Here is an 18,343-nt window from a genome sequence, read left to right as displayed (position 1 = left end):
CGCCCGCACCGAATCGAACCGGTCGCGCGGCGGCATGCCGCCACGCCGCGACCCACTGCAAGGAGAAAACGCTGATGAACGCGAATCCGACGCCCCGTACGGGGCAAGACGTGCCGACGGTCAAGCTGCTGATCGACGGCGCTTTCGTCGAGTCCGCCACCGACGAGTGGCGCGACGTCGTCAACCCGGCGACGCAGCAGGTGCTCGCGCGCGTGCCGTTCGCGACCGTCGCGGAAGTCGACGCGGCCGTGCAGGCCGCGCACGCCGCGTATGCGACGTGGAAGAACACGCCGATCGCCGCGCGCATGCGCATCATGCTGAAGTTCCAGGATCTGGTGCGCGCGAACCAACAGCGCATCGCGAAGACGCTGACGGCCGAGCAGGGCAAGACGATTCCCGACGCCGAAGGCGACATCTTCCGCGGCCTCGAAGTGGTCGAGCACGCATGCTCGATCGGCACGCTGCAACTGGGCGAATTCGCGGAGAACGTCGCGGGCGGCGTCGACACCTACACGCTGCGCCAGCCGCTCGGCGTGTGCGCGGGCATCACGCCGTTCAATTTCCCCGCGATGATTCCGCTGTGGATGTTCCCGATGGCGATCGTGTGCGGCAACACGTTCGTGCTGAAGCCGTCGGAGCAGGACCCGATGTCGACGATGGAACTCGTCGAACTCGCGCTCGAGGCCGGCATACCGAAAGGCGTGCTGAACGTCGTGCACGGCGGCAAGGAAGTCGTCGACGCGATCTGCACGCATCCGCTCGTGAAGGCGATCTCGTTCGTCGGTTCGACGGCGGTCGGCACGCACGTCTACAACCTCGGCGGCCAGCACGGCAAGCGCGTGCAGTCGATGATGGGCGCGAAGAACCACGCGATCGTGCTGCCCGACGCGAACCGCGAGCAGGCGATCAACGCGCTCGTCGGCGCGGGCTTCGGCGCGGCCGGCCAGCGCTGCATGGCGACCTCCGTCGCGGTGCTGGTGGGCAAGGCGCGCGAGTGGCTGCCCGACATCGTCGCGAAGGCGAAGGCGCTGAAGGTCAATGCAGGTGCCGAAGCGGGCACCGACGTCGGCCCGGTCGTGTCGCGCGGCGCGAAGGCGCGGATCCTGACGCTGATCGACGCGGGCATCAAGGAAGGCGCGAAGCTCGAACTCGACGGTCGCGACGTGAAGGTGCCCGGCTACGAGGACGGCAACTTCATCGGCCCGACGATCTTCTCCGGCGTGACGACCGACATGTCGATCTACACGCATGAAATCTTCGGGCCGGTGCTGGTCGTGATGGCGGTCGACACGCTCGACGACGCGATCGCGCTCGTCAACGCGAACCCGATGGGCAACGGCGTGGGCATCTTCACGCAGAGCGGCGCGGCGGCGCGCAAGTTCCAGAGCGAGATCGACGTCGGCCAGGTCGGCATCAACATCCCGATTCCGGTGCCGGTGCCGTTCTTCAGCTTCACCGGTTCGCGCGGCTCGAAGCTCGGCGATCTCGGCCCGTACGGCAAGCAGGTCGTGCAGTTCTACACGCAGACCAAGACGGTCACCGCGCGCTGGTTCGACGACGACACGACGGCCGGCCCGGTGAATACGACGATCCGGCTGCATTGAGCGGTGGAGGAAACGAACATGAAAATCGGATTCATCGGCCTCGGCCACATGGGTGCGCCGATGGCGCTGAACCTGCTGAAAGCCGGCCATGACGTGCACGCGTTCGACCTGAGCGCCGACGCGTTGCGCGCGCTGCAGGACGCCGGCGCGCAGGCGGCCGCGTCGCCGCGCGATGCGGCGTCGGGCGCGACGTTCGTGATCACGATGCTGCCGGCCGCGCCGCACGTGCGCTCGGTGCTGTCCGGCGAGAACGGCGTGCTGGCCGGCCTCGGCGCGGGCGCGACGGTGATCGATTCGAGCACGATCGACCCGGCGAGCGCGCAGGCGTTCGGCGCACTGGTGCGCGAGCACGGCGGCGCGTTCGTCGATGCGCCGGTGTCGGGCGGCACCGGCGGCGCGGCGGCCGGCACGCTGACCTTCATGGTCGGCGGCAGCGATGCGGATTTCGAGCGCGTGAAGCCCGTGCTCGCCGGCATGGGCAAGAACATCGTCCACTGCGGCGCGACGGGCATGGGGCAGGTCGCGAAGGTCTGCAACAACCTCGTGCTCGGCATCTCGATGGCGGCGGTGTCGGAGGCGATGTCGCTCGGCGTCGCGCTCGGCATCGACCCGAAGGTGTTGGCCGGCATCGTCAACACGTCGACGGGCCGCTGCTGGAGTTCGGACACCTACAACCCGTATCCGGGCGTGATCGAGACCGCGCCGGCGTCGCGCGGCTACTCCGGCGGCTTCGGCACCGACCTGATGCTGAAGGATCTCGGCCTCGCGAACGATGCGGCGAAGCAGGCGCGCCAGCCCGTCTATCTCGGCGCGCTCGCGCAGCAGCTGTACCAGACGATGAGCAGCCGCGGCGACGGCCAGCTCGATTTCTCGGCGGTGATCCGCCTGTACCAACCGGCCACGAAGAAGGACGCGTGATGATCGAACTCGACTACGTCGACGACGGCGCGATCGCGTGCGCGACGCTCAAGCGTCCGCCCGCGAACGCCTTTACCGCCGACGGGCTGCAGCAGTTGCAGGCCACCGTCGCCGAACTGAATGCGAACCCGCGCGTGCGCGCGCTGGTGATTACCGGCGACGGCCCGAAGTTCTTCAGCGCGGGCGCCGATCTCAACACGTTCGCCGACGGCGACCGCGCGGTCGCGCGCGCGATGGCGTCGCGCTTCGGCGCGGCGTTCGAGGCGCTGCACGATGCGCGCGTCGTGACGATCGCGGCGATCAACGGCTATGCGATGGGCGGCGGCCTCGAATGCGCGCTCGCGTGCGACCTGCGGATCGCGGAGGCGCATGCGCAGATGGCGCTGCCCGAACCGTCGGTCGGCCTGCTGCCGTGCGGGCTCGGCACGCAGACGCTGCCCTGGCTCGTCGGCGAAGGCTGGGCGAAGAAGATCATCCTGACCGGCGCGCGCGTCGATGCGGCCACCGCGCTGCGGATCGGCCTCGTCGAGGACGTGGTGGAAAGCGGCGCCGCGCGCGACGCGGCGCTCGCGCTGGCGCGCAACGTCGCACGGCAAAGCCCGCATGCGGTCGGCTACAGCAAGGAGCTGATCGGCCTCGCCCGTCGCGGCGTGCCGCGCGGCGCGGCGCTCGCGGTCGAGCGCGAGCGCTTCGTCGACCTGTTCGACACGGCCGATCCGCGCGAAGGCGTGGCGGCGTTCCTCGGCAAGCGCGCGCCGCAGTGGCGCACCGATGGGGAGTCGCAACGATGAGCACGCCGGTGACGAATCACGACGCATTCGCGGAGCATGCGCCCGAGGTGCTGTTTCGCGTGGTGAACCGCGTAGCGCTGATCACGCTGAACCGGCCGGCCGCGCTCAACGCGCTGTCGTACGCAATGATCGGCGAGCTGAGCGCGCTGTTCGAGCGCTGCCGCCACGACGACCAGATCGTCGCGGTCGTGCTGCGCGGCGCGGGCGAGAAGGGCTTCTGCGCGGGCGGCGACGTGCGCGCGCTGTACAGGATGGTCGCGCAGCGCGAGACCTGGCTGCCGTTCTTCGTCGACGAATACCGGCTCGACTACGCGATCCACACGTTCCCGAAGCCGGTGGTCGCGCTGATGGACGGCGTGACGATGGGCGGCGGCATGGGGCTCGCGCAGGGCGCGGCGCTGCGTGTCGCGACCGAGCGCAGCAAGATCGCGATGCCGGAAACGCGCATCGGCCTCGTGCCCGACGTGGGGGCGACGCATTTCCTGTCGCGCATGCCGGCCGAACTCGAACTGTACGTGGGGCTGACCGGCGCGATGCTGTCGGGCGCCGACGCGCTGAGCGCGAAGCTCGCGGACCTGTGCGTGCCGTCCGCGTGGCTCGACACGTTCGAGACGCGCATCGAAAGCGTGAAATGGGATGGCGACGCGCTGCCGTTGTTGCGCAAGGTGTTCGAGCCGCCGTGCAACGTGGTGCCGCATGCGGCGCTCGACGGCCAGATGCCGTGGATCGTCCGCCACTTCGACAAGCGCTCGACCGTCGAGCGGATCGTCGCGACGCTCACGCAGGACCTGGCGCGCGACGAGCTGGCGCGCGAGCACCGTCAATGGTTGCAGGCGACGCTCGATGCGCTCGCGAGCCATTCGCCGACGATGCTCGCCGTGACGCGAGAGGCGCTGCTGCGCGGCCGGCAGATGACGCTCGCGGAATCGTTCCGGATGGAGCTCGGCATCGTGGCGCGCGCGATCGAGGAAGGCGACTTCTGCGAAGGCGTGCGCGCGCATCTCGTCGACAAGGATCGCAAGCCGCGCTGGGCGCCCGCGTCGCTCGTCGAGTTGCGCGCCGAGCGCGTGCGGCATTTCCTGACGTCGCCGTGGAAGCTGTTCGCGCATCCGCTCGCCGATCTCGGCGCGGCGTGATGCGCATGCGCCGACGCGCCGTGCGGCGCGTCGGCTTTCACGCGTCTCGTCGCGCTTCGTCCGCGCGCTCGATCATCGGCGGAATCGCCTGCGCGAGCGCATCGATCACGCAGCGCGTCTTGCGCGGCAGGTAGCGCGTCTTCGGCCAGATCGCGTGAATGTCCCCTTCGCAGACGAAGCAGCGATCCAGCACGACCGCCATCTCCCCGCGCTTCACGTAATGGTCGAGCAGCCAGCTCGGCAGCCACGCGATCCCGAACCCCGACGCACCGGCCGCAGCGATCGCCTGCACGTCGTCGAAACTCAGTTGATGCGGCATGTCGATCCGCACCGTCGAGCCGTCCGGCACGCGCAAGTCCCACGGCTGCACCACGCCCGACCGCGAATAGGCGATCGTCCGGTGGTGCTTCAGGCCGTCGAGCGTCTTCGGCGTCCCGTAGCGCGCGAGATACGACGGCGCCGCGCCGAGGCTGCCGTATTGCGTGCCGAGCCGCCGCACCGCGAGGCTCGTGCTGTCCGCGAGCGTACCGATCCGCACCGCGAGGTCGATCCCTTCCTCGACGAGATCGACGAAGCGGTCGGTGATCGACACGTCGATCCGCAGGTGCGGGTAAGTGCGCGCGAGGTCGAGCACGATCGGCGTCACGCAGTGGTGCCCGAACGCGAGCGGCACGCTCAGCCGCAGCTTGCCGCGCGCCTCGTGGCGGCCGCAGTCGAGATCGGCTTCCGCCGCTTCGAGTTCGGCCAGCGCGCGCACGCAGCGGTCGTAGTACGCCTGGCCGTCGTCGGTCAGGCTCTGGCTGCGCGTCGTGCGCTGCAGCAGCCGTGCGCCGAGCCGCTTCTCGAGCCGCGCGATCGCCTTGCCGACCGCGGAACGCGTCATGTCGAGCCGCTCCGCGGCCAGCGCGAAGCTGCCCGATTCCACGACCTGGACGAAGGTCGTTACGCCGTCGAGTCTGTCGGTCATGGCGGGTGTGAGTCGATTGGGTCCTGAGATTCCCCAGTGCATGGAAATGGACGCTTCAATGGGGAGGTGAATTCTCACTATAGTACCGATTCCCGTTCAGCGTGCGTCGCCGGCCGCACGCGGCGAATCCTACTGACCTGGAGGCGCGCGGCCCGTCGTCGGGCCGCCGCGCAATACGCATGACGCTATCCGACTCTCGCAGGAATGCGGTCGCGCTCGCGGCCGTCTGTCTCACGTCGCTGATGTTCGGCCTCGAAATCTCGAGCGTGCCGGTGATCCTGCCGACGCTCGAACACGTGCTGCATGGCGATTTCAACGGCATGCAGTGGATCATGAACGCGTACACGATCGCGTGTACGACGGTGCTGATGGCGGCCGGTACGCTCGCGGACCGGTTCGGCCGCAAGCGCGTGTACGTGGTCGGCACCGTGCTGTTCGGCGCGACGTCGTTGCTGTGCGGGCTCGCGCCGAACGTGCCGGTGCTCGTCGCGGGCCGGCTGCTGCAGGGCGCGAGCGGCGGCGCGATGCTGATCTGCCAGATCGCCGTGCTGTCGCACCAGTTCCGCGAAGGGCGTGAGCGCGGCCGCGCGTTCGGGATCTGGGGCATCGTGTTCGGCATCGGGCTCGGGTTCGGGCCGATCGTCGGCGGCGCGATCGTCGCGCTGGCGAGCTGGCCGTGGGTGTTCCTCGTGCATGCGCCGCTCGCGGCCGTCGCGCTCGTGCTGATCGGCGGCGCGGTGCGCGAATCGCGCGATCCGCATGCGGGCTCGCTCGACGTCGCGGGCATCGTCACGTTGTCGCTCGCGGTGCTCGGTCTCGCGTTCTACATCACCCAAAGCGCCGAACTCGGATTGACGAGCAGGGCCGGCCTCGGCGTGCTCGGCGCGACCGTGCTCGCGCTGGCCGGCTTCGTCGCCGCGGAGCGCGCCAGCGCGCGGCCGATGTTCGACTTCTCGGTGTTCCGGATTCGCGCGTTCACCGGCGCGATCTTCGGCTCGATGGGGATGAACTTCAGCTTCTGGCCGTTCATGATCTACCTGCCGATCTGGTTCCAGGTCGCGCTCGGCTACGACAGCGTGACGGCCGGCCTCGCGTTGCTCGCGTACACGCTGCCGACGCTGATCGCACCGCCGTTCGGCGAACGGCTCGCCCTGCGCTACGGCCCGGGCGTCGTGATTCCGGGCGGCCTGTTCACGATCGCGGCCGGTTTCGTGCTGATGCGGCTGGGCAGCGCGGCCGATCATGCGAGCTGGCTGACGATGCTGCCGGGCTGCGCGATCGCCGGCATCGGGCTCGGGCTGACCAATACGCCCGTCACCAACACGACGACGGGCGCGGTGCCGAGTGCGCGGGCCGGGATGGCGTCGGGCATCGACATGAGCGCGCGGATGATCTCGCTCGCGCTGAACATCGCGGCGATGGGCTTCGTGCTGGTGGCGGGGATCGTCGCGAGCCTGAAGCGCGGGCCCGCCGGCGCGATCGGCGATGCGGCGCTGCGCCGGCTCGCGCAGGAAATCGCGTCGGGTCGCACCGACGGGCTGCAGGCCGTCGCGCCGGCGCTCGCGCAGGCCGACCCGACCGGCGCGGCGCTGCACGCTGCGCTCGTGCATGGGTTCGGCTGGGTGATGGTGTACGGCGCGGCGGGCGTGGCCGTGCTCGCGACCGCGAGCATGGTGGCGTTCGCGCCGGCGCGGCGCGGGGCGGCCGTGTGCGAATGACGCGGCCGGCGGTCGGCACAGGACGGCCGGTCAGGACGTCCCGCCGCCGAGCGCGCGGTAGAGCTTCATCTGGTTGTTGAGCCGGTTCAGGCGCGTCAGTTCGTCGGCGCTCTGCGCGTTCCTCAGGACCTGCTGCTGGTCGAGCCACGGTTGCACGGCGGTCGCGCCGGCCGCGAAGCGCGCGGCGGCCAGCCGCTCGGCGCGCTGCGCCTGGGCGAGCGACAGCGCACGCTGTTCGGCCTCGCGTTCGAGCTGCACGCGTGCGGACAGCGCGTTCTCGACTTCCGCGAGCGCCGTATGGAGCCGCTGGCGGAACCTGACCACCGCTTCCTCGTACTGCGACTTCGACACCTTGATCTGCAACTGCATCGTGTTCCACTGGATGAACGGCAGCGCGAGGCCGAGCCCGAGCGTGCCGACCGGGTTCGTCAGCACGCGCTCGAGGCTCGTGCTCGTCGTGCCGGCGCTGCCGGTCAGCGTGAAGGTCGGGTAGAAGCTCGTGCGCGTCGCGTCGACCTGCGCGAGCGACTCGCGCAGCCGGAATTCCGCCGCACGCAGGTCGGGACGCCGGCCGAGCAGGCTCGCGGGCAGGCCGGCCGCCACGTCGGGCGGCGGGGCGTCGGGCAGCGCGGCCGGCTCGGCGGCGAGTTGCTGCGGCGGCCGGTCGAACAGGATCGCGAGCGCGTGCCGGTTCTCGGTGCGCTGCTGGATCAGTTGCGTTTGCGCCGCGCGTTGCGCGGCGAGGCTCTGCTCGGCCTGCGCGAGATCGAGCCCCGACACGGCGCCGGCCGTGTGCCGCGACCGGACGAGCGCGAGCGTGCGCACCGCATACGCGATGTTCGCGTCGCCGAGCGCGATCTGCCGGTTCAGATAGCCGATCTGCCAGTACAGCGCCGCGGTCGTGCCGATCAGCGACAGTCGCGCGGCTTCGAGATCGGCGGCCGTCGCGTCGGCTTCCCAGCGCGCGGCATCGCGCAGCGCGGCCAGCCGGCCCCACAGGTCGATTTCGTAGCTGAGCGAACCGGCGAGGCCGCTCGACCGGCTCGTTCGGTGGGTATCGAGCGTGCGCGACACGGCGCCGTTCGCGCCGAGCGTCACGTTGGGCGTCAGGTTCGTATCGACGAGCCCTGCCTGCAACCGTGCGCGATACACGCGGATCGCCGCGATCGCGAGATCGCCGTTGGCGCGCAGCGCGTCGTCGATCAGCGCATCGAGTTGCGGATCGCCGAAGCTGCGCCACCAGTCGCGCGTGGCGGCCGGCGCGTCGGCCGCGACCGGGGCGGCCCAGTTCGCGGGCATCGCGACGGCCGGCAGCGGATCGTGGCGCACGCCCGCGCAGCCGGCGAGCAGCGCGGCCGCGCACGCGAATGCGCCGAGACGGTGAAGCGGGGAGGAATGCGTGATGGCCATGTTGCGTCAGTCGCGCGCGAGCGCATCGATCGGATCGAGCCGCGACGCGTTGCGCGCGGGCATGAACCCGAAAATCACACCGGTGAGCGTCGAGCACACGAACGCGGTCGCGATCGCGCCGGCCGAGAACACCATCTTCCACTGCGCGACGAACATCGAGAACAGCGCGCCGAGCCCGAACGACAGCGCGATGCCGATCGTGCCGCCGAGCAGGCACACGAGCACGGCCTCGACCAGGAACTGCTGCAGGATGTCGGACTGGCGCGCGCCGACCGCCATCCGGATGCCGATCTCGCGCGTCCGCTCGGTGACCGACACCAGCATGATGTTCATCACGCCGATCCCGCCGACGACGAGCGAGATCACCGCGATCAGCGAGAGCAGCAGCGTCAGCGACTGGCCGGTCTTCTCGACGGTCTTGACCACGCTGTCCATGTTGTACGTGAAGAAGTCCTTGCGGCCGTGGCGCTGGATCATCAGTTTCTCGAGGCTTTTCTCGGCGGCGGCGCTCGGCTGCCCGTCGCGCACGCGCACGGTGATGCTGTCGAGATAGCGCTGGCCGAACAGGCGCCCGCTCGCGGTCGTGTACGGCACCCACACGTTCAGGCTCTTCACGCTGCCGAACGCGCTTTTCTTGTCGGCGGTCACGCCGATCACGACGCACGGCACGTTGTCGACGAGGATCACTTCGCCGACCGGATTGCGCGCCGCGCCGAACAGCTTGCGGCGCGTGTTCTGGTCGATCACGACCACCTGCGCCTGGCGGCGCACCGCGTCGTCGTCGAACGCGACGCCGAGCGCGAAGCGCATCCCGCGCGCCTGGAAGTAGCGCTCGCCGACGCCGCTGACGAGCGCATTCACGTTGATGTTGCGATAACGCAGCAGCAGCGTGCGCGACGTCTCGGGTGTCGCGCTGTCGACGTACGGCTGCTCCGCGAGCGCGGTGACGTCGTCGGGCACGAGCGTCTGGATCGCGTCCGCGCGGCTGTCGCCCCAGTCGGTGCCCGGATAAAGACTGATCGTATTGGTGCCGATGCTGCCGATCTCGTCGAGCATGTAACGCTTCGCGCCTTCGCCGACCGCGACGATCGACACGACCGACGTGATGCCGATGATGATGCCGAGCATCGTCAGCAGCGTGCGCAGCCGGTGCGACACGAGCGCGATCCAGGCCATCCGGCACGCCTCGCCGAAGCGGCCGGTGCCGGCGGCGAAGCGTCGGGTGCGCGGGGCGGGAGCGGCGTCGGTGTTGGTGCTGGCGGCCGGCGGGGCATCCGCGGAAGCCGGTGCGGACCGCCCGTCGGGTGCCGCTTCGGCCGTTGCGGCTGCTCCGACGCCGGATTCCGCGAGCGCTTCCGCGTAGTGGCGGTTCGGCCGGTCGGCGACGATCTCGCCGTCGCTGATTTCGATGATGCGCCGCGCATGGCGCGCCACGGCCTTGTCGTGCGTGACGATCACGATCGTATGACCGAGCGCGTTCAGTTCGTGCAGGATGCGGATCACGTCCTGGCCGCTTTTCGTGTCGAGCGCGCCGGTCGGTTCGTCCGCGAGGATCACCTGGCCGCCGTTCATCAGCGCGCGTGCAATGCTCACGCGCTGCTGCTGGCCGCCGGACAGTTGCCCGGGCCGGTGATGCGCGCGATCGGCGAGCCCGAGGCGCGCGAGCAACGCGCGGGCGCGGGCGTGCCGCTCGGCGCGCGGGGTGCCCGCGTAGATCGCCGGCATTTCGAGGTTCGCGACCGCGTCGACGTGCGGCAGCAGGTGATAGCGCTGAAACACGAAGCCGAAGTGCTCGCGGCGCAACTGCGCGAGCTCGTCGCTGTCGAGCATGTGCGTGTCGCGTCCGCCGACCATGTACGTGCCTTCGCTCGGATGATCGAGGCAGCCGAGGATGTTCATCAGCGTCGACTTGCCGGACCCCGACGCGCCGACGATCGCGACGATCTCGCCCGCGTCGATCGACAGGCTGACGTTGTTCAGGACGACGACGTCCTTGTCGCCGGCCGGAAAGCGTCGCGTGACGGCGGCGAGTTTCAGCAGAGGCTGGCTCATCGTTACACCACGTCCGACAATGGCGCGCGCTCGTCCGCCGACGCTTCGCCGATCACGACCCGCTCGCCGTCCTTCAGGCCGGCCAGCACCTCGACGCGCACGTTGTTGTTGATGCCGATGCGGACATGGCGCGTTTCCGTGCTGCCGTCGGCGCGCAGCACGCGTACCGCGACGGTGCCGTCCTTGCGCTTCTCGCCGAGCGCGGCGGCCGGAATGATCAGCGCGTTGCGGGCGTTGCCGAGCACGATGTTGACCTGCGCGGTCATCGCGATGCGCAGCCGGTGCTCGGGATTCGGCACGTCGAACAGCGCGTTGTAGAACACCGCGCTGTTCGGCTTCGCGCCGCCGCCCGCGCCGCCGCCGAGCGCGCTTTGCGCGTCGGCGTAGTTCTGCGGCGCCGGTTCGATCGCGCGCAGCTTGCCGTAGTGACGCTTGTCCGGTTCGCCGAGGATCGTGAAATAGGCGGTCTGGCCGGCGCTCACGCGAATCACGTCGGCTTCCGATACCTGCGCCTTCACGGTCATCGTGTCGAGATTCGCGAGCTTCAGGATCACCGGCGCCTGCTGTTGCGCGATCACGGTCTGGCCTTCCTGCGTGACGATCGCGACGACCTCGCCGTCGATCGGCGCGACGATGCGCGTGTAGCCGAGGTTGGCCTGCGCGGTCTCGATCTGGATGCGGGCCGAACGGATCTGCGCGGCGAGCGATGCGAGGGTGGCGCGCTGCACGTCGAGCGCCGCGCGCGCGGCCTCGAACGATTCGCGCGACGTCGCATCGTCGGGCAGCATCGCCTGCTGGCGACGGAACGCGAGCTCGGCCTGTGTCAGTTGCGCGGCGGTCGATTGCTGCTGCGCCCGCAGGCTTTCTTCGCTGGCGCGCGCCTGGCGCAGCGCGTTTTCCGAGATCACGGGATCGATTTCGGCGAGCCACTGGCCCTTCGTGACCTTGTCGCCGAGCTTGACCTTCAGCGTCTTCAACTGCCCCGACACCTGCGCGCCGACGTCCACCTGCTTGAACGCCTGCAGCGCGCCGGTCGCGAGCACCGCGTTCTCGAGATCGCCGCGCGTGACGGGCGCGGACAGGTACTGCGGATGTTTGTCGGGCGTGGCGATCGTTATTGCTACGACGGCAGTGGCAATGGCTGCACCGCTGATGACCAGTATGGTGAGCCGGCGGCGGATCTTCTTATTCATGAGAATACGGCGTTGATGAGTCGGGCGTCGGCGGCGTGGATGGCTAATCGGGATGGTCCTGCAATCGTGGCATGCAGTGCAGATCGATAGAGGAGTCGGATGGATACGGCGCGGCGATGCCTGGTTCGAGTCAGGCGGCCATGATAATCGAGGTAGTTTCGTGAATCCGTGTAGGAATTGTGCTGAATTGTGCCGGAAGTTCTGCGGCGTATCTGTCGACTTTGTCTGTGTTTCAATTCATGGAGTGACAGGTCAATACAAGGATGCGGAGAGGATCGTCACCCGGATTCGATCCGTGCTACCGTGATCGCGGAATGCCCCTTCAAACTTCAGGGGCGGGGTGGGGTTCTAAGCTCCACGCGGTTATTGCGATCAATCTTGTCAGCCAAATCTTTCCCGGAAATAAATCCCGCGACTCTTTCTCCGGAAGGCAGGAACGTGGTGGGCGTTCCCCTGATATTGAGCTTCTTTCCCAGCGAAAGGAGTTCTTTCGTGATGGTGAGCTGGCAACGCTTGCGGGGGGCGGTGGTTTTCCCTCTTTCGATCCATTGCTTCCATGCTTGGAGTCGATTGTCGGCGCACAGAATGATTTCAGATTTGGTGACGGAGTCGGTAGAAAGAACTGGGTACAGGAAAATGTATACGGTCACGTTGGGGATCTTGCCTAGCTCGGGACTCATTTTCTTGCAAAACGAGCAGTTCGGATCGAAGAATGTAGCGATCACGCGCTCTCCGGTTCCATTTTTATGTTTGATGGCATATTGGAATGGAAGGTCATTGATGTTTATGCTGTTAATCTTATTGAGTTGTGTTTCTGTTATGTTTTCCTGACTATTGGTGTCGAACAGGTTGCCGATGATAACGTGCGATGCCGATGAATTGCTGTAGAAAATTCGTGAATTTGCGGTGACCTCATATAGTCCGTCGATTTTTGACGGGATAACTTGCTCTATCTTCAGTTCGGGCAGTTTGGCTTGCAATTCCCGTTGCAAGTTCGCTTCTACATCGGCGGAAGCTGCTTCGGTGTGCGCTGTGGCGAGCGCAAGTGTAAAGAGTGATGTTGGAAGGAGCTTTATATTATTCGGCATGGCGTATGGAGTCTGAAATTTGCATGGCTGATGAACGGAGATGCCAGGAACTCGCAATCCGTATCTGTGTTTGTGTGATGCTGACTTCGGCTTGCTTCTCGATGATGCCACTCAAGAAGAATTTCTCGAGTCGATGATAGAGGAAAATGTCTCCCGGAAAATCATGTCTTTCCGATTGGATTGTTTCTATTATGCGCAATACTACTATCGGTGTGGGCTCCCACTTCCTGGCTATGGAGTTGATGATGTATGCGTCGAAATCCGTTGATCGGAATGATTGAATTTTTCCAATTCCGTTGACCATTCTGAAATCGGCGTTTTCCTCGACGAGGGAGCTCCATTCTGTGATATAGGGATTGACGTCGATCGATTTTATTTCAACTGCATTGTCGAGAAGCTTGGTGAGATCGAGGAAGTTCTCCGCAGCAGGGTGGACACTCTCTTTCGGGATCGAAATCAACAGGAAATCCCGTGGAGGATCATGGCTTATCCAGTGCATGAAATTCGCATATTCGATTGATGATAATGGATTTACCCATGCACACACTTTGATCAACTCGTTGGTGGGGATGATAGGGGTGTCGATGGTCAAGTCGCTTGGGATATATCCGAAATTATCGTAAAACCACGCCGACAGGGTCGAGACGTCGCGTTCTTTGAGAGGGCCGAGGTGCCAGTTTCCGCCAATAAGAACATGTGACCCCATCAACCTCCCTTCCGAAATTGCAGATGCGATGACATTGGACGTGATGTCCGAGAATGATGCATGGATCATATTTTGGTGATCTTTGTTTCGGAGCATTGGTACGCCTTGATCTTGGGTAGAAATTTCAACCTCGTCGCGAGCGAACGACGGATTTTTGTGCGGTTGAGCGCTATCGACACAACTCTCGCGACGAAGCACGTCACTGTCGTTATACGGCGCAACCGCTGATCATCGGCCACCATCCATTCGAGCGATTGCAGTTATTCAAGCAATCTGCGCATCGTGTCATGCCAGCCGTGCTGCCGGGTCTGCTACCGTATCGCTGAATGCACATTGTGTAGAAAACGGAGCAACTTGTGAATGCTCGTTGATTGGAAGTGTTCGGACCTTCGAGGATTTTGCTCGCAAGGCCGTCGGCTGCAGCACTGCCAGGATGAAGCAAGGCAATGACGATGCAAAAGGTGACTGCAGCCAATCTGGTGGCCTTCCGAGTGGAGAAACTTTGTTTGGAATGCATCGAAACCTCCTTTGTGACGGGTTGAGGAAAGATGGCGATTGTTTGATGTCGAGGATATAGCTTTGATATTTATTAACAAATTTCAATTTAGTATTCCTGTGTTTTTATAGGTTAATTTTTATGGTGTTGGTTTTTCAAGGATTTATTTTTTGGAGATAATCAAATTGTTGCCGATTGTCATTTTTGTTAAATTTGTCAAATCGGACTGGTCGACGTTTTCCGATTGCAATGAGGGTTGATTCGGAATCCTCGCGAGCGGCAGGGCCAAGGGTTTCGCTTACCCGGGCAGGAAATTGGAGCGCCGCTGGAGAATGGCGTGGATGGTGTGTCCAGTCCGGCAAAAGCAGCGGGCGGACTGCCCGGATGGAGGCGAAGGCATTGAACAGATGGCCTTCGCGTGGGGCGCACGGTAGAGAAGGCGGGCAGATATGTAGCCCGTCCGTGCCGGTACCGAATGCGACGCGCGGCGGCTTTGCCCGTCGTGTCAGTCGGAAATGGCTTCTGGGTGGAGAGGTTCGCGCGCCGCTAGTGACCAGGGACGCACCGAACAGTCGGCGACGGGTACGGCAACAGGGTGTCTTGTGCTACCGCCGTGCCGCGCGCTTACGCGCGGCATCCACCCGCGTCGATCCTGCGCTGCGTGTCGGCATCGACGATCTCGCGGATCGCGCGGAATAACGGCGCGGCGTCGGTGTAGCGACGCCCGTAGCCGAGATTGAACGCATAGTCGAAATCGGGCGGATTGCTGCCCTGGTTGTGCTGCAGGATCGTTTCGAGCTTGTCGAGCGCCTTCGCCGCGCGGGCTTCCGGCGAGGCGGCTGCCTCGTATTCATCCCATAGCGCGACGATCTCGTCGCGCACCGCGCGATCGAGCGGCGCGGTCAGCGTCAGCAGGTCGTCGCGTTCGTGCGCGCTCTTGTCGGGGTGTGCGTCCTGCTCGACCGCGGGGATGTCGCCGTGCAGCGCCTCGCCGAGGTCGTGGACGACGCACAGTTTCAGCAGCTTCAGCGTGTCGACGCCCGGCAGCGCGTCGGCGAACACGAGCGCCATCAGGCACAGCCGCCAACTGTGCTCGGCCGTGCTTTCGGGGCGCCCGGCCGACGTGTAGCCGCTGCGCAGCACGTCCTTCAGGCGTTCGGCTTCGCGCAGGAAAGCGAGCCGCGCGTGGATCGTCTCGGGATTCATGGTCGGCGTCCTTGCGATGAGCCGTCAAGCGTACGCCGGCCGGTCGCGCTTCGTCCACGCATGAAATATGCGTGGGCGTCAGTGCGCGTCGAGCGTTTCCACGAGCCGCACGGCCGAGCCGTCCGACAACGTCATCCGTGTCCACCGGCACCGGCTGCCGCGAATCGGCACGACGCGCGACGCGTTCGCGCCGGTGTCGAACTCGACGCTCGGCGGCCCCGCGCGGTCGTGCCAGCCGAGCGGGGCGAGCGCGGCTTCCATGCGAACGATTTCCGGCGTCGCGTAGCGCCACAGCGACGTGTCGAGCAGCGTCGAAAGCGGCTGCGAGAACTCGGCCGCGCGCGCCGGCGAGCTGGCAAGCAGACGGTGCGTGAGATCGCACACGAGATGCATGCGGCCCGCGCTGCCGGCGATCAGCCGCGCGAGTGCGTGGTCGCCGGCGGAATCGAGGCGCGCGGCGAGCAGCCGTTCGGCCGTCGCGCGCTCGTCGGGCGACATCTGCTGGAGGCCGGCCTCCCAGCGCGAGATCGTCGATTGCGCGACGCCGAACAGCTCGGCCGCATGGTTTTGCTTCACGCGGTGCAGCGCGCGCCAGCGTTTGAGTTGCGGGCCGAGCGAGGACGGATGAAGCGGTGAGGCATTCATGACGATGCTCCTGTGGCAGCGTTGCCGGGCGCGCCCCGTCGGAATCGTTTTCGCGAGGCTTTCAACCGGTGTCACCATATCTTATTATTCGGCCAGAGCGGCGCGTGCCGGCTGCCATCGATCGTGTGGACGACACGACGCGCCGGCAACGGTGACCGCCTTCCGGCCGGTGCGTCGCCCGACGCGCGGCCGCAACGACAGGGAGCGCGAGGCCGCGCGTTTCCCGAAAAAGATACGAGGGCGCAATGGTACGACTGGTGTTGCTGCTGCTGGGCATCGAATATCTGCGAACCCGCTGGCGCGGGTTGACCGTGCTCGGCTGGCTGTGGGTCGTCGCGGGCGTCGGCATTTTCGTCGATGCGCTCGACGGCGCGCTGCATTTTCCGATCGAACTGTTCGCATGGCTGTTCCTGATCGAGGGACTCGCGACGCTCGCGGTGGCCGGCAGCGGGGTCGGCGGGCAGCGCATCCTGCGCTACGTGAAGGGCATCGCGGTCGTGGTGGCCGCGGGGCTCGTGTTTGCCGGCCATCATCACGGCCATTTCCTGCTGTCGATGATCTTCGGCACGCTGTTTCTCGTCGACGGGCTGTTGCAATGCACGTCCGCATGGATGGTGCGCTATCGCCGCTGGCACGTCGCGTTCGCGTGGGGCGTCGTCGAGATCCTGCTGGCGATCTTCTTCTTCCAGCCGTACCCGACGCACTACGCGGGCACCGTGCCGTACTGCCTCGGCCTGTTGCTGACGTTCGGCGGGATGCACATGCTGAGCCTTGCCGCACGCGTGCGGCGGCTGACACGCAACCCGGCGTTCGCGACGTCGCCCGCGCCGGCGCTGGCGCCGGATCTCGACGATGCGCCGGACCTGCCGCAGTTCGCGCAATCCGAATGGGACGGCCCGCCGGCCGACGGCGAGCGGGCGCTCACCGTGCACGTGTGGACGCCGACCGGCACGTCGAAGGCCGAAGCGCAGCGTTATCCGGTGATCGACCGCTACATCGCGGCGGTGGATGTCAACGGCGTGATCTCGACCGGCCATGCGGCGCTGGAGTCGCCGGAGGGCATCTATATCAGCCTGTATCCGGCCGTCGAAATCGATCGTTCTCCGGACGAATTCACGCGCATCCTGCGTGCGACGCGCGAGAACGACGTGCCGGGCCTGTTCCAGCCCGACTATGCGACCGAGTCGAAAGCGTGGTGTCCGTCGACGGTGCGCGTGCGCATCCGCAACTACGATCCGGCCAAGCTCGATGCGTTCTGGTCGTCGTACCGGCAGAACACGACGTACAACCTCACGCACCGCAACTGCTCGAGCTCCGTGTCGAATGCGCTCGAAGCCGCGCTCGACGGCGCGGTGTGGCGGCTGAAGGGCGCGCGGGCCGGGTGGGGCGCGTTCGTGCGGCTGCTGCTCACGCCCGAGCTGTGGGTGGCCGCGCAGATCCGCAAGCGTGCGGTGACGATGGCGTGGACGCCCGGGCTCACGCTCGACTATGCGCGCGCGCTCAGCATGCTCGCCGATCCGCGTCCGTTCGCGTGGTGGAAGGTGGCGCGCTCGGCCGTGAGCGCGATCATGGCGTCGCGCCGCGCGTGGCGCGAGCAGGACAGCGCGGCACTGTCGCCCGGCGGATCGGAGGCGGCGTCGATGAAGTGAAACGCGTGGCGCCGGACGCAGGCCCGGCGTCACGAGGCGCGCCTTCGCGCGGCGCGGCGATATTGCCTGCCATCAGCCCCCACGGACGACGACAATGAACAACACGAGAGCGTTCCGCATCCTGATTCCCGCCGCGCTGACGCTGGCGAGCGCCGGCCTCGCGCAGGCGGACACGGACGAAGTGCCGCGCATGAGCAACGACGTGTACCGGACGTCGGTGTCGTTCTGCTCGCACGTCGCGGCCGCCGAGAAGATCGCGTGCCAGGGCGACATGATCGCCGCGGGCAGCCGGATCGTCGCGGCGCTCGGCGGCTTGCCGCCGGCGTCCGCCACGACGGTCGACGAAGGCGCGCGCAACAAGCTGCCGCCGGAAGAGCGCAAGGGGCTCGCGCCCGTCGAGCCGGCCGCGATCGACACGGACGACGATCTGGCCGGCCTCGCCGGCATGGTGCGCCTCTGCGACGTGTACGAGCCTGAACCGGCGTCGCGTGCGCGGCACCACGCGGCGCTGAAGCAGAAGGCGCCCGACGCCGCGCCGCGTGTCGAGGCGTTGCTGGCCGATGCGTCGACGGCGGCGCGCCAGCGCGTCAGCATCGGCGTGTGGCAGATTCTCGCGCTCGAGGGCCCCGAAGCGTCGGCGCGCGCGTGCACGCAGCTCGGCACGTGAGCGATCGCGCATTCTTTCGTCCACCTTCACATTCGTGCCATGTTGCTTCGGCAACAATCGCGGGCAGACATTCGACAACCTTGCGGCGCATCCCGCG

At 66.6% G+C, this 18,343-nt stretch carries 15 protein-coding genes; 7 read left to right on the top strand and 8 right to left on the bottom strand.

The window, feature by feature from the left end; genetic code table 11:
• Nucleotides 1-74: 74 nt before the first annotated feature.
• The 4 genes from WS95_RS08375 to WS95_RS08360 are packed head-to-tail and all read left to right on the top strand — an operon-like array spanning nt 75 to nt 4,449.
• Nucleotides 75-1,604 carry a CoA-acylating methylmalonate-semialdehyde dehydrogenase gene (locus tag WS95_RS08375; RefSeq protein WP_034204344.1) on the top strand — a complete coding sequence of 510 codons (1,530 nt, stop codon included), beginning with the start codon at nt 75-77 and terminating at the stop codon, nt 1,602-1,604.
• A gap of 18 nt (nt 1,605-1,622) precedes the next feature.
• The gene (mmsB, locus tag WS95_RS08370) at nt 1,623-2,522 is read left to right on the top strand and encodes a 3-hydroxyisobutyrate dehydrogenase (RefSeq protein ID WP_059786065.1); all 900 of its coding nucleotides are present in this window, start codon (nt 1,623-1,625) and stop codon (nt 2,520-2,522) included.
• Nucleotides 2,522-3,313: an enoyl-CoA hydratase gene (locus tag WS95_RS08365; protein ID WP_034204346.1), complete on the top strand. Its 792-nt coding sequence runs from the start codon at nt 2,522-2,524 to the stop codon at nt 3,311-3,313. Before mmsB ends, WS95_RS08365 begins: the two co-directional genes overlap by 1 nt.
• Entirely contained in the window at nt 3,310-4,449 is a 1,140-nt protein-coding gene (locus WS95_RS08360) for an enoyl-CoA hydratase/isomerase family protein (protein ID WP_059823269.1), read from the top strand. The genes WS95_RS08365 and WS95_RS08360 overlap by 4 nt, the downstream gene beginning before the upstream one ends.
• A 37-nt stretch (nt 4,450-4,486) precedes the next feature.
• On the opposite strand, the gene WS95_RS08355 is transcribed toward WS95_RS08360, so the two are convergent.
• The gene (locus WS95_RS08355; RefSeq protein WP_059823267.1) at nt 4,487-5,416 is read right to left on the bottom strand and encodes a LysR family transcriptional regulator; all 930 of its coding nucleotides are present in this window, start codon (nt 5,414-5,416) and stop codon (nt 4,487-4,489) included.
• Between the two features lie 179 nt (nt 5,417-5,595).
• On the opposite strand from WS95_RS08355, the gene WS95_RS08350 reads away from it, so the two are divergent.
• Nucleotides 5,596-7,134, top strand: coding sequence for an MFS transporter (locus WS95_RS08350; RefSeq protein ID WP_059823266.1), 1,539 nt, complete (start codon nt 5,596-5,598; stop codon nt 7,132-7,134).
• Between the two features lie 30 nt (nt 7,135-7,164).
• Here the strand turns inward: WS95_RS08350 and WS95_RS08345 are convergent, their stop codons facing one another.
• From WS95_RS08345 to WS95_RS08320, 7 genes are all read right to left on the bottom strand, one after another.
• A complete protein-coding gene (locus tag WS95_RS08345; protein ID WP_059823264.1) occupies nt 7,165-8,544 on the bottom strand; it encodes an efflux transporter outer membrane subunit in 1,380 nt (459 codons plus the stop codon).
• 6 nt (nt 8,545-8,550) lie between these two features.
• Nucleotides 8,551-10,596 carry a MacB family efflux pump subunit gene (locus tag WS95_RS08340; RefSeq protein WP_059823262.1) on the bottom strand — a complete coding sequence of 682 codons (2,046 nt, stop codon included), beginning with the start codon at nt 10,594-10,596 and terminating at the stop codon, nt 8,551-8,553.
• 2 nt (nt 10,597-10,598) lie between these two features.
• Nucleotides 10,599-11,789, bottom strand: a complete 1,191-nt coding sequence (locus WS95_RS08335; protein ID WP_059823261.1) for an efflux RND transporter periplasmic adaptor subunit — start codon at nt 11,787-11,789, stop codon at nt 10,599-10,601.
• A 329-nt stretch (nt 11,790-12,118) separates the two neighbouring features.
• Nucleotides 12,119-12,877, bottom strand: coding sequence for a DsbC family protein (locus WS95_RS32905; RefSeq protein WP_082746869.1), 759 nt, complete (start codon nt 12,875-12,877; stop codon nt 12,119-12,121).
• Nucleotides 12,867-13,781, bottom strand: a complete 915-nt coding sequence (locus WS95_RS08330; RefSeq protein WP_257139653.1) for a DUF3658 domain-containing protein — start codon at nt 13,779-13,781, stop codon at nt 12,867-12,869. Before WS95_RS08330 ends, WS95_RS32905 begins: the two co-directional genes overlap by 11 nt.
• 922 nt (nt 13,782-14,703) lie before the next feature.
• Complete coding sequence (locus tag WS95_RS08325) at nt 14,704-15,285, bottom strand: HD domain-containing protein (RefSeq protein ID WP_059823257.1); 582 nt, start codon at nt 15,283-15,285, stop codon at nt 14,704-14,706.
• A 78-nt stretch (nt 15,286-15,363) separates the two neighbouring features.
• Nucleotides 15,364-15,930 carry a helix-turn-helix domain-containing protein gene (locus tag WS95_RS08320; protein ID WP_034204354.1) on the bottom strand — a complete coding sequence of 189 codons (567 nt, stop codon included), beginning with the start codon at nt 15,928-15,930 and terminating at the stop codon, nt 15,364-15,366.
• Between the two features lie 245 nt (nt 15,931-16,175).
• On the opposite strand from WS95_RS08320, the gene WS95_RS08315 reads away from it, so the two are divergent.
• Complete coding sequence (locus tag WS95_RS08315; protein ID WP_034204355.1) at nt 16,176-17,579, top strand: HdeD family acid-resistance protein; 1,404 nt, start codon at nt 16,176-16,178, stop codon at nt 17,577-17,579.
• Nucleotides 17,580-17,673: 94 nt separating this feature from the next.
• Complete coding sequence (locus WS95_RS08310; RefSeq protein ID WP_059823255.1) at nt 17,674-18,246, top strand: hypothetical protein; 573 nt, start codon at nt 17,674-17,676, stop codon at nt 18,244-18,246.
• Nucleotides 18,247-18,343 lie beyond the last annotated feature (97 nt).

This window comes from Burkholderia sp. MSMB1826, from assembly GCF_001526325.1.
Classification (GTDB): domain Bacteria; phylum Pseudomonadota; class Gammaproteobacteria; order Burkholderiales; family Burkholderiaceae; genus Burkholderia.
This window is presented reverse-complemented; position numbering and strand designations above follow the sequence as displayed.